Annotated in this window: 10 protein-coding genes; 1 reads left to right on the top strand and 9 read right to left on the bottom strand. The window is 64.5% G+C overall.

Annotated elements, in window-relative coordinates; genetic code table 11:
- Window positions 1–46 precede the first annotated feature (46 nt).
- Genes AB0I57_RS06385 through AB0I57_RS06375 form a run of 3 tightly spaced genes read right to left on the bottom strand, consistent with a single transcriptional unit; the run spans window position 47 to window position 4,290 of the window.
- Window positions 47–2,599, bottom strand: coding sequence for a [protein-PII] uridylyltransferase (locus tag AB0I57_RS06385; protein ID WP_358331381.1), 2,553 nt, complete (start codon window positions 2,597–2,599; stop codon window positions 47–49).
- Window positions 2,589–2,927 (bottom strand): P-II family nitrogen regulator, encoded by a 339-nt coding sequence (locus AB0I57_RS06380; protein WP_358331378.1) that lies wholly within the window; start codon window positions 2,925–2,927, stop codon window positions 2,589–2,591. Before AB0I57_RS06380 ends, AB0I57_RS06385 begins: the two co-directional genes overlap by 11 nt.
- A gap of 46 nt (window positions 2,928–2,973) precedes the next feature.
- Complete coding sequence (locus AB0I57_RS06375; protein WP_358331375.1) at window positions 2,974–4,290, bottom strand: ammonium transporter; 1,317 nt, start codon at window positions 4,288–4,290, stop codon at window positions 2,974–2,976.
- Between the two features lie 663 nt (window positions 4,291–4,953).
- On the opposite strand from AB0I57_RS06375, the gene AB0I57_RS06370 reads away from it, so the two are divergent.
- Entirely contained in the window at window positions 4,954–5,211 is a 258-nt protein-coding gene (locus AB0I57_RS06370) for a hypothetical protein (protein ID WP_358331372.1), read from the top strand.
- A 271-nt stretch (window positions 5,212–5,482) separates the two neighbouring features.
- On the opposite strand, the gene ftsY is transcribed toward AB0I57_RS06370, so the two are convergent.
- From ftsY to AB0I57_RS06340, 6 genes are all read right to left on the bottom strand, one after another.
- The gene (gene ftsY, locus AB0I57_RS06365) at window positions 5,483–6,943 is read right to left on the bottom strand and encodes a signal recognition particle-docking protein FtsY (protein WP_358331369.1); all 1,461 of its coding nucleotides are present in this window, start codon (window positions 6,941–6,943) and stop codon (window positions 5,483–5,485) included.
- A gap of 57 nt (window positions 6,944–7,000) precedes the next feature.
- On the bottom strand, window positions 7,001–8,431 hold the full coding sequence (locus tag AB0I57_RS06360) for an alanine/glycine:cation symporter family protein (RefSeq protein WP_358331366.1): 1,431 nt from the start codon (window positions 8,429–8,431) through the stop codon (window positions 7,001–7,003).
- Between the two features lie 77 nt (window positions 8,432–8,508).
- Window positions 8,509–12,132, bottom strand: coding sequence for a chromosome segregation protein SMC (smc, locus tag AB0I57_RS06355; protein ID WP_358331363.1), 3,624 nt, complete (start codon window positions 12,130–12,132; stop codon window positions 8,509–8,511).
- Between the two features lie 22 nt (window positions 12,133–12,154).
- A complete protein-coding gene (locus AB0I57_RS06350; RefSeq protein WP_358333227.1) occupies window positions 12,155–12,415 on the bottom strand; it encodes an acylphosphatase in 261 nt (86 codons plus the stop codon).
- Window positions 12,416–12,429: 14 nt separating this feature from the next.
- On the bottom strand, window positions 12,430–13,383 hold the full coding sequence (locus AB0I57_RS06345) for a hypothetical protein (RefSeq protein ID WP_358333225.1): 954 nt from the start codon (window positions 13,381–13,383) through the stop codon (window positions 12,430–12,432).
- The gene (locus AB0I57_RS06340; RefSeq protein WP_358331360.1) at window positions 13,383–13,823 is read right to left on the bottom strand and encodes an OsmC family protein; all 441 of its coding nucleotides are present in this window, start codon (window positions 13,821–13,823) and stop codon (window positions 13,383–13,385) included. Before AB0I57_RS06340 ends, AB0I57_RS06345 begins: the two co-directional genes overlap by 1 nt.
- Window positions 13,824–13,952: the final 129 nt, after the last annotated feature.

The raw sequence follows: 13,952 nt of genomic DNA, 5'->3' as shown, positions 1-13,952 counted from the left end.
CGATGGACATTCTCGGGCACCAGCGTAGCCGCTCGCGCCCCGGTGATCACTGCACCCCACTGTCCTCTTGCATCTTCGGCTTCGTCAGCGGGACAACGCCCAGAATCGCGCGCTCGACTTCTTCTCTTCTGCTCTGAGTTTCACCATCGCCGAGGGCGAGACAGAACGAGTCGATTACCGACGACCCCAGAGTGCTCACGCGAGCCCACAGAACGTCGACGCCGCACCTGTCGAACGCGTCGGCCAGGCGCGAAAGCAGACCCGGCCGGTCCTCGGCCCGAACTTCGACGATGCTCTCACCAGGTGAGCTGGTGTCGAACCACAAGACCCGCGGCGGCGCCTGTGCGTACTGCATGGGAACTGCGAACTCTCCGCGTTCCTCCTCTGCCGCAGCCCGCTGATTCTCGAGAACCTCCTCCTCTCTGACCGAGAGAGTCTCGAGCAGGTCCAAGTCGCCTGCCAACGCGCGCATCAGCTCCAGCCGGAGCAAACCTGCCTGCGGCGGCGTTCCGAACCTCGGCGATACGACGAACGAGTCCACCGCCGAGCCTTCGGCCCTGCCCAGCGATGCGGAGTGGACCCGCAGAGAGTTCAGCGCAAGAACACCTGCTGCCTTCGACAGCAGACCCCGTTCGTCAGGTGCGATGACGGTCACCACATAGGTGTGCGGGCTGTCCGCGGGATACAGCGTGACGTGTATGCCGCCCGTGGTTGCAAGAGCGGCATGCTCGGGGTCGATCGGTTCCGGCGCGGGAAGGGCCTCACCCGCAATGACCGACCGGCACCGCCGCACGAGTTCTCCGATGAGAGAGGACTTCCAGTCCCCCCACATACCCGGACCAGTGGCCAGTGAATCGGCCTCTGCCAGTGCGTGCAACAACTCCAACAGCACGCCGTCGCCATCGAGGGCCTGCACAACCCTGGTTACGGTCTCGGGATCGTCGATGTCGCGGCGCGTCGCTGTGTCGGGCAACAACAGATGATTCCGCACGGCAGCCGTCAGCAATATGAGGTCGGATGGCCACAGTCCCAGTCGTTTACCGATCTGCCTGGCCAATTCGGCACCGACCACGCTGTGGTCGCCGCCGCGCCCCTTGCCGATGTCATGCAGCAGGGCAGCCAGCATCAACAAGTCTGGGCGGGCAACCCTGGTCGTGAAACCGCTTGCGTACGCTGCGGTCTCGACGAGATGGCGATCCACCGTCCACGTGTGCACCGAGTCCCGAGGTGGCAGATCCCGCACGGCGCCCCACTCAGGCAGCAACCTGCCCCATAGTCCGGTCCGATCGAGCGCTTCGATCACCGAAATGGCTCGATTACCTGACCCGAGCACCACCAGCAGGTCGTTCACAGCTTCCTTGGGCCATGGCTCACGCAGTTCCGGGGCGCTGTCGGCCAGGCGATTCAGTGTGGACGCCGACAACGGCATGCCGGTCGTCGCGGACGCCGCTGCGGCCCGCAGAACCAGCCCTGGATCCTTCGCCGGTCTCGCGTTGCGCGCCAACACCACCTCGCCTGCGTGCTCGACCACACCCTCGTCGAGAGGGCGTCGCACAGGCGGCCGACGGATCCGGTCCAGGCCACGGCGCGGAAGGGCATTGGCCGCTGTCCGCACCCCGACGTCCACCGAATAGCTGATGGTGCGCGCGGCCTCGCTCAGCATGCGTGCAAGGTCGAAACGATCTCCGACCCGCAGTGCGGCCCCGATTTCGTCGGCGTCCTGCGCGTGGAGCTGATCGCGCGAACGTCCAGCCACTCTGTGCAGTTCGGTGCGAACATCGAGAAGCCGGCGATGCGCGAGAGCCAAACCGCCACCAGGCGAGTCGGGGCCGAGCCCAGGCATGCCGTCGGTGAGCTGTGCGATGGACAGGGCGTTCAGCAACTGTACGTCCCGCAACCCCCCACGACCGCTCTTCAGATCAGGCTCTGCGCGGTGGGCGACCTCGCCGCTGCGCTCCCAACGCGACTTCATCTGTGCGATCAGTTCGTCGAAGCGGTTGCGGATGTCGGTGCGCCACTGCCTGCGAACGCCACTGATCAGCAGATCGGTCAGTTCGATGTCACCGACGATGTGGCGGGCCTCGAGCATGCCCTGAGCCGCCGTGATATCCGTGTCCGCCACATGCAGGGCCTGGGGGACGGTACGGACGCTGTGATCGAGTTTGATGTGCGCGTCCCACAACGGATACCAGAGCTGGTCGGCCACCTGTGAGACAACCGCAGGATCCATGTCCTCGTGCAACAGCAGAAGATCGAGATCCGAGTACGGCAGCAATTCCCGCCTACCGAGCCCACCGACGGCGACGAGCGCGAAGCCACTGTCGTGTCGGATGCCGATCTCGGCACCCTTCGTCGCCAGCCAGTACTCGTGCAGATCGGCCAAAGCATCGCGCAGGCCCGCCGCATCGAGTCGCTGCTTGGGGCCTGCGGGATTCGGCGACTCCACCCCGGACTGGCTCACCCCGGTGAGCAGTTGCCGACGCGCGCGGGCCAGGTACGCCGCCTCGTCGGAGCCGCCAGACGCAAGCGGTCCTGGCCCTGCCGCTTTGGTGGCAGAACCAGGACCGGACTTGCCGAACCCGTTTGGGTCAGAGTGCATCCGCACCGCGTTCCCCGGTACGCACCCGGACAACCGACTCGACTGACGTGACCCAGACCTTGCCGTCACCGATCTTCCCGGTGCGGGCGGCCTCCACGATCACCTCGACCACCTTGTCGACCGCCGCGTCGTCCACGACGACCTCGACCCTGACCTTGGGTACGAAGTCGACCGAGTACTCCGCTCCTCGGTACACCTCGGTGTGGCCCTTCTGCCGGCCGTAGCCCTGGACTTCGCTGACGGTCATGCCGAGCACGCCCGCCTGTTCGAGTCCCGACTTCACGTCCTCGAGCGTGAACGGCTTGACAATTGCCGTGATCAGCTTCATTTCGTTGTCCCTTCCCGAACTCTGCTGTACCCGGTGTCCACTCTTATCATTTAGCGTTTGCGAGCTCGTCGTACGCGGTCTCGGCGTGTTCACCCTCGTCGATGCCGACGGACTCCGTTTCAGCAGAGACCCTCCAGCCCAGCGGTCTGAGGGCAAGCGCGATGATCGCGGTCAGGACTCCGGTGAAGACCAGCGCAACCACTGCGATGACGATCTGAACGACCAACTGCTTGTAGTCACCACCGTAGAACAAACCGGTCTGGGTTCCGAAGAAACCGATCGCCACGGTGCCCCACAGGCCGGAAACCAGGTGCACGCCCACGACGTCGAGAGAGTCGTCGTAGCCGAACTTGAACTTCAGTCCGACGGCGAGTGCCGAGAGGATACCGGCGATCACGCCGAGTATGAGCGACCCGACAGGGCTGAGTGAACCTGCTGCAGGGGTGATGGCGACGAGACCGGCGACGGCACCCGAGGCAGCACCGAGGCTGGTGGCGCGACCGTCCCTAATCCGTTCGGTAAGCAACCAACCCAGGATGGCGGCGGCAGTAGCGGACGTCGTGTTGACCCAAGCCAGTCCGGCGTTGCCGTCGGCGGCGAAAGCCGAACCGGCGTTGAAGCCGAACCAGCCGAACCACAGCAGCGCAGCGCCGAGCATCACGAAAGGCAGATTGTGCGGGCGGTACGGGGTCTTACCGAATCCGAGACGCTTCCCGACGATCAGGGCGAGAACGAAGGCGGCGATACCTGCATTGATGTGAACCACCGTGCCACCGGCGAAGTCGATCGGAGCAACTGCGGCGACCAAGCCGCCCTCCCCGTCGTCCACGGTGCCGAACATCATTGCTGCCAGGCTGTTCTCCGAGTGCGACAGCAGGCCACCACCCCAGACCATGTGGGCGACCGGGAAGTACACGATCGTGACCCAGATGCCGGAGAACAGCATCCACGTGCTGAACTTCACGCGCTCGGCGAGCGCACCACTGATCAGCGCCGTGGTGATGATCGCGAACGTCACCTGGAAAGCCACGTCGATCACGTTGGGATAGCCGAAGGCGCCGGCGATGAAGTTGCCGTCCGCATCGGTGATGGTGTCCTTCAGCCCGAAGAACTCGAAGGGGTTCGCGAAGAGCCCCCCGATGTCCTGGGTGCCGTAGGACATCGACCAACCCCACAGGACGTACACCACAGCAATGACGGCCATCGCACCGAACGACATCATCATCATGTTCAGTACGGACTTGGCCCGCGACATGCCGCCGTAGAAAAACGCCACGCCGGGCGTCATCAGTAGAACCAGAGATGCTGACATCAGCATCCATGCAGCATTGCCGGAGTTTGCCAACACTTCGTCGGGACTCATCCACTACCTCCTAGTCGCGCGCTGATGCACGTACGTCGTCAGGAGAAGCTTGGTTTCGCAGTGTTTCGGAAATGCCACCGCACTGTTGCGCGTACGTGAACGCGGCAGGCAGTTATGTTGCGTACAGGTTTCGCAAAGGAACATTCGCGCCCTTGCAAGACCCCCGACTTACCACACGGTGCGCTCCCCGGCTGCCTCAGGTTCAAGTTGCTATCCGAGAACGCGTCCCCGAAAGCGTCCTGCGCAAATGCCGCGGAATCACCGAGCCCTCGCTGAGAGCGGCACGAGCTTCGTCAGAACCCCGCCTACGTGGGGCACCCAGAAGACGATTCCGCCGACACTGAGAGGCCGCTGACGCTGAAGGCCGCTCCCGAAGGAGCGAACTTCGTCGCTCGAATGTGCGTGCGCGCCTTTTCCGTGCCCTCGATGAATCGAACCGAATCCGTCACGGTTGCCCGCATCCGGTGCTTCCCGCGCGAGCGGGGATGATCCTCCCTTGATCTGTCGGTTGTCTCGGGTACCGTCGTGCTCCCCGCGAGCGGGGACGATCCGCTCGGCCGCAATCTCGTCTGTCCACCTTTCGAGTGCTCCCCGCGTGAGCGGGGATGATCCACCCAACCCGCCCCCATGGGGCGCCCCTACCGAAGGAGAAAGGCCCGACTGATGAACCCAACCGAAAAACCCGCACCCGATACCCCGATCGAAACAATCGGGAACCTCTGGACTGCCCAGGAATGCGCCGACTACCTGCGGGTCAAGAAAAACACCTGGCACTCCTACGTTTACCGGCCCGGTAAGAACAACGCGGCCCCGAAGCCAGCCTTCAAGGTGGGGAACACCCCCCTTTGGCACCGCGAAGAGGTCGAGGTATACGCGAAAAATCGGTACCGCGCCCTCAACCGCCAGTTTGACGACGAATGATTGACCAGACCCCAGGATGACCATGGTCCGACCTCTCCAACGTGAAACTTTCGCCGAGAATGGTCGGCCCACCCGCCTGCACCGCCTGAAACGCCCCAAATACTCCCCGTTTTGTGGCGCTGTCACGCGTGAGCGACGATCATCCAGCGCAAGTCACCTGGGAACCCTCCGATAGTGGCGTGTTCCTTACGATCTCGTCCACTTGAGCTTGTCCCATGGCATCGCTGCCCACTCCGCGATACGGAACCGGTCAGCGATGCATCAGTAACCTTCAGCCGAGCAGCGCGTCGACGAACGCCTCCGGCTCGAACGGTGCGAGGTCGTCGGCGCCCTCGCCGAGCCCGACGAGCTTCACGGGAACCCCTAGTTCGTGCTGCACCTGGAAGACGATGCCGCCCTTGGCCGTGCCGTCGAGCTTGGTGAGAACCACACCGGAGATGTCGACGACCTCAGAGAACACTCGTGCCTGGGCAAGGCCGTTCTGGCCGATGGTCGCATCGAGGACGAGGAGGACGTCGTCGACCGACGCCTTCTTCTCGACTACCCGCTTGACCTTGCCGAGCTCGTCCATCAGCCCAGTCTTGGTGTGCAGGCGACCAGCGGTGTCGATCAGTACGACGTCGACGCCACTGTCGATTCCCTTGGACACGGCGTCGAACGCGACTGCCGCCGGATCCGCCGCTTCCTTGCCTCGGACCACTTCGGCGCCTACGCGTTCGGCCCACGTCTGAAGTTGGTCTGCCGCGGCGGCGCGGAACGTGTCGGCGGCACCGAGCACAACTCGCCTGCCGTCCGCGACGAGAACGCGGGCAAGCTTGCCGGTGGTGGTGGTCTTGCCGGTGCCGTTGACCCCCACGACCAGCAGGACCGCCGGGTGATCGTCGTGCGGGAGTGCCCGAATCGAACGGTCGAGTTCGGGTCGCAGAGCGGTGATCAGGACCTCGCGCAGTAGAGCCCGGGCATCAGCCTCTGTACGGATGCTCCTCGAGACCATCAACTCTCGAAGCGATGTAACTATCTTCGTCGTCGTCGCCGTGCCTAGATCGGCGATGAGGAGAGTATCCTCCACCTCTTCCCAGGAGTCCTCGTCGAGGTCGCCGCCTCCAAGCAGTCCGAGCAGGCTCTTGCCGACCGCCGACTGTGAACGGGACAGCCGTCCACGCAGACGTCCGAGGCGCCCCTCGGTCGGAGCGATCTCCTCGATGACCGGGGCCTCGGCTACCGGCTCAGGAACCGCTGTCACCTCCGGCTCGGAGAGGACCTCCGGCTCCGGCACGACGATCTCCGGCTCCGGCACGACGACCTCGGGCTCCGGCAAGACAACCTCGGGCTCGGGCAAGACCTCGGGCTCCGGCGCGAGCTTGGCTTCGATGTCGGGGACCACCTCGGTTTCCGGGGCTGGCACCTCGATCGCGGGGCCGGCGTCGGGCATCGGCGGTTCAGCCTCTGGAGGCCGGGCCTCGCGCTCCGGCTCTACGGTTGGCCGGGGCTCCGCTACCGGCGGCGGCACCGGTTCCCGCGGCGGGGCCGTGGCGGTGGGCCCCTGACTGAAGTTGAACCCGCCACCGGCCTTATAGCCGCCCGATCGGTCCTTCTCGGTAGTCCCGAGTTCGGGCTTCTCTGGCGCCTTCAGGGAGATCTGCCGACGCCGGTACAGTACCGAGCCGACGACGAGGGCGACGAGCAGTACGGCCAATACGGCCGCGAGGACGATCCAGGCTCCGGTAGTCACCATGCCATTGTTTCAGGCTCTGGGACGGGGTGACCCGTCAGGTTTCAACGGGGCAGGTCAACCGAGTTCGCGCGCACCTTGCGGCTCGTCCCACACTTGCACTCCTCGGATCTCCGGCAGATCGGAGCGATGGAATACCGGATCGATTCCCCGCGACCGCTGGCGCGAGTAATGCGCGAACAATGCGAATGCGACACCAGACAGTGGTAGCAGTGCGATGAGGTTGATCGTCGCCATCACACCCATGAAGAGATCGGCCAGCTCCCACACGAGAGAAAGCGACCCGATTGCGCCCGCGAACACACACAGCACGACCAGTGCGCGGAAGCCTTGCAGCACACGCTGGGAAGTAGAAAGGAATTCGATGTTGGATTCGCCGTAGTAATAGTTGCCGATGACCGAGGTGAATGCCAGGAAGAATATGGCTATCGCGAGGAAGTGGACGGTCCAGCCGCCTAGCTCGGCGGCCAGTGCATTCTGGGTGAGCGAAGCTCCCGCCGCGGTGCCGTACTCGGGCTCGGAGAGCAAAATGACGAACGCCGTCATCGAGCAGACCAGCAGGGTGTCGAAGTAGACACCGAGGCTCTGCACCAACCCCTGTTTGACGGGATGTGAAACCGCTGCGGTGGCACCGGCATTCGGTGCGGACCCCATGCCTGCCTCGTTGGAGAACAGACCGCGGCGGACACCTTGGATGAATGCCGCCGCGAAACCCCCGCTGACGACCTCCCGCACACCGAACGCGTTCTCGACGATCAACGAGAACATCCGTGGCACTTCACCGAGATTGAGTAACACGACCACTAACCCGAGGATTATGTAAGCGCCCGCGACCAACGGCACGACGATCCGCGTGACCCCCGAGATCCGGCGTACACCACCGAAGATCACGGCCGCGGTCAACCCTGCGACCACCACCCCGACGACTGCCGCAGGCCCATTCCCCTCGAACCCGATCGACGTCGAGGCCGCATCGACGATCGAATTGGTCTGTACCGTATTGAAAACGAAACTGTAAGTGAGTGCGATGACAACCGCGAAGATCGCACCCATCCACCGTCGCCCCAACCCGTACTGCATGTAGTACGCGGGACCACCGCGGAATCCGTCGCGGTCAGGCACCTTGTACAGCTGCGCCAGGGTGGACTCGACGAACGCGGATGCTGCACCGATGATCGCCATCGCCCACATCCAGAACACGGCACCCGGCCCACCCACGCTGATCGCAAGGCCGACCCCGACGATGTTGCCGGTACCGACGCGGGAGCCTGCCGAGATCGAGAAGGCCCGGAACGCCGAGATCCCCTTGGTGCCGTCAGGGAGCGTCTCGGCGCGCTCGGTGAGCGAGCGCAGCATGTCGGGTACCAGCCGGATCTGCACGAACCGTGACCGGACCGTGAAGTACAAGCCCAGACCCACGAGCAGCACGATTACGCCGTACCAATAGACGTCGTTGACGTTCGTGACAGCGCCGACAACAGCGTCCATTAGTTGATCATGTATCAAACATCACCAAAAAACGGCCAGTCGGTCCGAGAAAGTCCTTTTCCGACCGTGATCGGGCCTCAGGACACGGCAGCCTCTCCGGCCTGCGTGACCGCCATGTCCCGGCCGCGCATTCGCTGTGAAATCACGGTGGTGATGCCGTCGCCGCGCATGCTGACGCCGTACAGTGCGTCGGCCACCTCCATCGTCGGCTTCTGGTGCGTGATGACGATCAGCTGCGATTTCTCCCGCAACTGCTCGAACAAGCCGATGAGACGACGCAGGTTGGTGTCGTCGAGCGCTGCCTCCACCTCGTCCATCACATAGAACGGGGACGGCCTGGCGCGGAAGATGGCCACGAGCATCGCCACCGCCGTCAGAGACTTCTCCCCGCCGGAAAGCAGCGACAACCGCTTGACCTTCTTGCCCGGCGGGCGTGCCTCGACCTCGATGCCGGTCGTCAACATGTCCGACGGGTCGGTGAGCACCAGCCTTCCCTCACCACCGGGGAAGAGCTTGGCGAACACCTCCGCGAATTCGCGTTCCACATCGGTGTACGCCTCGGTGAATACCTGCAGGATGCGAGCATCGACATCAGCCACCACACCCAGAAGGTCTTTGCGCGCCGTCTTGACGTCCTCGAGTTGGGTCGAGAGGAAGTTGTAGCGCTCCTCGAGAGCGGCGAACTCCTCGAGGGCGAGCGGGTTGACCTTGCCGAGCGTCGCCAAGTCCTTCTCGGCACGTTTGGCACGGCGTTCCTGGGTAGCACGGTCGTAGGGAATCGGCGCCGGCATCGTTACCTGTTCACCGCGTTCTTTGGCCTGCTCGTACTCCTCCATTTCCAGGGGAGATGGTGGCAGCGCGACATCCGGACCGTATTCGGCTATCAGATCATCCAGGCCGATCCCGTGCTGTTCGAGAATCGACTCTTCGAGTTGCTCGATGCGCAACGCGGCCTGAGCTCGCGCCAACTCGTCGCGGTGAACTGCGTCGGTGAGCGACGCCAGTTGTCCGGTCAGCTCACGCACCCGCTCCTTGACCTGGTCGAGCTGAGTGGCGCGTTCGGTACGGACGCGAGCAAGTTCGTCACGATGGGCCATTGCGGCCTCCACGACCTCGGCCAGATGATCGGCCACCCGCTGCCCGGACTCGGCGACCGCCGCAGCCACCGCCGCCGCGTTCTGCCGGGCTTTCATCGCACGCTCCGCCCTGACGCGGGCGTCGCGTTCTACCTGAGCCGCGCGGCGCAGCGCGTCGGCCTTACCGCGAACCGACTCGGCTCGTTCCTCAGCGGTCCGCAGGTTCAACCGGGCTTCCATCTCCACGGCTCGAACTTCGGCAAGCGCTGCCGACGCAACTTCACGCTCGATGCTCGTCGAATCGGAGACACCCGAGTCGGAATCGGCTGATGACCCATCCTGTTCAGCGATGCGAAGCCGCTCTTCGAGTTCGGCCAGCGCGGTCAGCGTCTCGCCGCGACCGCTTTCAGCTTTTTCCCGTTGAGCGATCAGGCGCTCCGACTCGGCTTGTGCACCCCGGGCAGCCTGTCCGAGCCGGCCAAGCCTCTCGTAGATGGCTGACATCGCAGCGTCCGACTCGTTCAGCGCGGCCAGTGTCTGCTCGGCGCTCTCCTGGCGGGCAGCCTGTTCCGCGATGGCACCTGACAGTGCTGCAGACAACTCCTCGGCATGACGTTCGGCGCGTGCCAGCTCCCGCACCGAATCATCCACCACAGCCTGGATTTCGAGGGTGCTGGGCTGAAGATCCGAGCCGCCACTCATCCAGCCCGCGCCGAGAAGGTCTCCCGCGCGGGTGACGGCACGCAGGTCCGGTCGGCGCCGCACGGCCTCGACGGCGTCGTCGAGGGAATCGACCACGACGACACCACTCAGCAGCGTGGACAGCCCGGTTCGCAGCTCGGCTGGGCAGTCGACGACGTCCACAGCCCACCGGACGCCGGGGTCCAGGTGTCCGCCGGCAGGTGGGGCCTGATCGGTTCCGATGACCAGAGCTGCCCGGCCGCTGTCGGTCTCCTTCAGTGCAGTGACCGCGCCGCGGGCGGCATCGAGTGATTCCGCGACTACAGCGTCGGCGGCCGATCCCATGGCCGCCGCGATGGCAGCCTCGTAGCCCTTCTCGACTGTGATGAGTCCACTGATCGGCCCTCGGATCCCGTCCGCGCCGCGGTTCTCGACGAGCCACCCGGGACCGTCCTTGCGCTCGAGTCCCATGGACAGTGCGTCGATTCGAGCTCGCAGCGACGCCACCTCCTGACCGGCTGCTCGTTCTTCGGTCTGGAGTTCGGTCACCCGTTCGGTGATCAGGCGCAGCGCCTCGACAGCGTGCTCATGCTGGGAATCGAGCCCGAGTTCTCCGGCGTCGAGGGCACCTATCTCTTCTTGAACCACTTCGAATTCGGATTGGGCTACGTCGCTGCGATGGCGCGCATCTTCGATCGCGGCGGTTAACCTTGCGACCTCGGCGTCAACCGAATCGGCCCGGCTTCGCAAGGTGTCGACCTGTCCCGACAATCGGGCGAGGCCCTCTCTACGGTCGGCGATAGCTCGAACGGCCTCCATGTGAGCCCGTTCGGCCTCTGCGGCAGTCTGCTCCCCGTGCGCCAGCTGTTCCTTGGCTGCATCGAGCGCCGCACGCGCAATCTCGACGGCTTCGACGAGTTCAATTTCCTCCGCGGCGATTCGATCGGCACGAGCTTCCATCTCGTCCGGGTCCTGACCACGGTTCACCACGGGCTCGGAATCGAGGTGGCGTGCCCTCTCGCGCGCAATACGGATCGTCGCGTTCACTCGTTCCGCAAGCGCCGACAACTGGAACCAGGTCTGCGCGGCGGCTTCCGCTCCCGGAGTGAGCCTCGACAGTTCTCGCTCGTGCTGTCCGAGTTCGATATTGGCCTCGTCGAGTGCCGCGGTGACGAAATCGTGCTGCTCCCGCGCCACTTTCTCGTCGTGCTCCTGGGTCGCAAACTCCTCGCGTAGAGCGACCAGATCGTCTGCGGCAAGCCGAAGTTTCGCGTCGCGGAGGTCTGCCTGCACCGTTTGAGCGCGACGCGCCACCTCGGCCTGACGACCGAGCGGCTTGAGCTGGCGTCGCAGTTCGGCGGTCAGATCGGTCAGGCGCGCCAGGTTGGCCTGCATCGCCTCGAGCTTGCGGACGGCCTTTTCCTTGCGCTTGCGATGTTTGAGGACACCCGCGGCCTCCTCGATGAACGCACGCCGATCCTCGGGCCTCGATTCCAGGATCGCTGCTAATCGGCCCTGCCCGACGATCACGTGCATTTCCCGGCCGATGCCGGAATCGCTGAGCAGTTCCTGCACGTCCATCAACCGACACGAACTGCCGTTGATCTCGTATTCACCGGCACCGTCGCGAAACATTCTCCGAGTGATCGACACCTCGGAATAGTCGATCGGTAGGGCACCGTCGGAGTTGTCAATGGTCAGCGTCACCTCGGCGCGGCCGAGTGGTGCGCGACCCGCGGTGCCGGCGAAGATGACGTCTTCCATCTTGCCGCCGCGTAGTGCCTTCGCACCCTGCTCGCCCATCACCCAACTGAGCGCGTCGACTACGTTGGACTTGCCGGACCCGTTCGGTCCCACCACGCAGGTAATCCCCGGCTCGAACCGTAGAGTCGTTGCCGACGCGAAAGATTTGAAACCCTTCAGCGTCAGACTCTTCAGATGCATGAAAAACGACCTTACCGTCGGTTCAGCGTTCCACGAACCCAGATAGGTCTCCGCGTGCCGGATCCCACTGCTCGACGACGAAATCGACCTTCCCCGGCGTGTCGCCGGAACGCAGAAGCGTCAACAGAGCCTCCAATTTCTCGCGCGGCCCCTCCGCGATCACCAGAACCCGGCCGTCTTTCTGGTTGGCGGCGTAACCGACGAGTCCCAGCTCGAGTGCGCGTGCACGGGTCCACCAGCGGAATCCAACACCCTGCACGTACCCGTGCACCCACGCGGTCATTCTTTCCACGCCGGTCACGAGCGATCCAGCCGGTAGATCGTGCCGGTGAAACTCGTGGCGTAGAGCGCATCCGGGTTCCAGCCGGGGCCGGAACCGAACCTCACCGAGGACAGTAGGGGCAGAGCAGAGGCGATGTCGCAACTCTCCCCCGTTGCGGGATCGACGCGCACGACCTTGCTGCCGACGTTGTAGGCGATGTAGACGATCCCGTCCGGTCCGACGGTCAGATCGTCGGCTGCGTTGAGTGGGCCGAAGCCGGGCAACTCGACCGACACCACGGGACCGCCCAAGTCGTCCGCACGCAGAATGTGCAGCACGGTGGTCGCGTCGAAAGTCGTCACCGTGTAGACACTGCCGTCGTGAACAGCCAGTCCGTTGACTGTGCCCAGGTCGGTACGCACCACTTCGGGCGTGTGAGGTTCGGCCGCCGGGATGTGGGTTATCCCGGTCACCGACCCCAGATTCCGGGAGGTGAGGATGTCCCCGTTGCTCAGCCGGACGAGACCGTTCGGCATCACCAACCCCTCTGCCACGGTGCGTTTCTCACCCGAGCCGAGGCTCACGACGTCCACTGTCCCGTTGCCGGTACCTGTGATGCCGGCCATCATCGAGTTGCCGGTAGCGAAGTAGACGTCATCACCGTCCACCGCGATCCCGCCAGGTGCGTCTACATCCGGGACCAGCGGGGTCACACTTCCGTCAGGGCTGACTCGATCGAGCGCTCCCCCACCGAGCAGATCCGTCCGTGAGACCAGCATGTTGCCTTGGCCGTCGAACGCCAGGTTCTCGAGAACCCCCGCCCCGGACGTCACCTCCGACGCAGACCAGGGTGCGCACTGCACCGCCGCTGTCGACATGGTCGGCACCGCCGACGCCGACATGGTCGGCACCGCCGACGCTGGCGCGGCAACCAGCACACTCACTCCGAGCGCGGCACCTCCGGCCAATGCGGCGAACTCGCGCCGGATCACTCGTCCGCCTCGATGGTCAACGTCACCTTTGTACCCGCCTTCAGAGTTCGTCCCACCGTGCAGACCTTGTCCACCGACCGTTCCACCAGCGCAACCAGCCGCTCCTGGGCGTCAGCGTCCAGCTCGCTCAGATCCAGCGTCATCACCTCGTCCAACTGCGGGTACACCTCGTCCTCGCGGTCGGCGTCGCCGGATACCCGGATCGTGGTGTCGTAGTTGTCGCCGAGGCGCCGAGACAGCGGAAAGTCCGAGCTCATGCCACTACAAGCAGCGAGCGCGATCTTCAGAAGCTCTCCCGGCGTGAACACCCCCGCAACATCCTGGGAGCCGATCAGGACCTCAGCGCCTCGTGAACTCTTGCCGGTGTAGCGGCGGGTTCCGGTCCGCTCGACCCACAGTGAGGTGGGTGCCGTCGAATCTGAAGCTTGTTCTGCCATGAGCGCAATCCTGCCACCGGGGTGAACGACGCCGGGTAAGTGGGCAGTCGGCAGTGACGTGTCGAACGGGCAAAGCCGGCTTTCGCTTCGTTCACGGCAGAGTCGTAAGGTGGACCGTTCAATGACGCC

The organism is Rhodococcus sp. NPDC049939 (assembly GCF_040656415.1).
In the GTDB taxonomy this organism is placed as follows: Bacteria; Actinomycetota; Actinomycetes; order Mycobacteriales; family Mycobacteriaceae; genus Rhodococcus_F.
This window is presented reverse-complemented; position numbering and strand designations above follow the sequence as displayed.

Bases quoted from the DNA above. Each gene is read 5' to 3' on its own strand.
- AB0I57_RS06385 (WP_358331381.1), bottom strand. From the start codon at position 2,599: ATGCACTCTGACCCAAACGGGTTCGGCAAGTCCGGTCCTGGTTCTGCC.
- AB0I57_RS06380 (WP_358331378.1), bottom strand. From the start codon at position 2,927: ATGAAGCTGATCACGGCAATTGTCAAGCCGTTCACGCTCGAGGACGTG.
- AB0I57_RS06375 (WP_358331375.1), bottom strand. From the start codon at position 4,290: ATGAGTCCCGACGAAGTGTTGGCAAACTCCGGCAATGCTGCATGGATG.
- AB0I57_RS06370 (WP_358331372.1), top strand. From the start codon at position 4,954: ATGAACCCAACCGAAAAACCCGCACCCGATACCCCGATCGAAACAATC.
- AB0I57_RS06360 (WP_358331366.1), bottom strand. From the start codon at position 8,431: ATGGACGCTGTTGTCGGCGCTGTCACGAACGTCAACGACGTCTATTGG.
- smc (WP_358331363.1), bottom strand. From the start codon at position 12,132: ATGCATCTGAAGAGTCTGACGCTGAAGGGTTTCAAATCTTTCGCGTCG.
- AB0I57_RS06350 (WP_358333227.1), bottom strand. From the start codon at position 12,415: ATGACCGCGTGGGTGCACGGGTACGTGCAGGGTGTTGGATTCCGCTGG.
- AB0I57_RS06340 (WP_358331360.1), bottom strand. From the start codon at position 13,823: ATGGCAGAACAAGCTTCAGATTCGACGGCACCCACCTCACTGTGGGTC.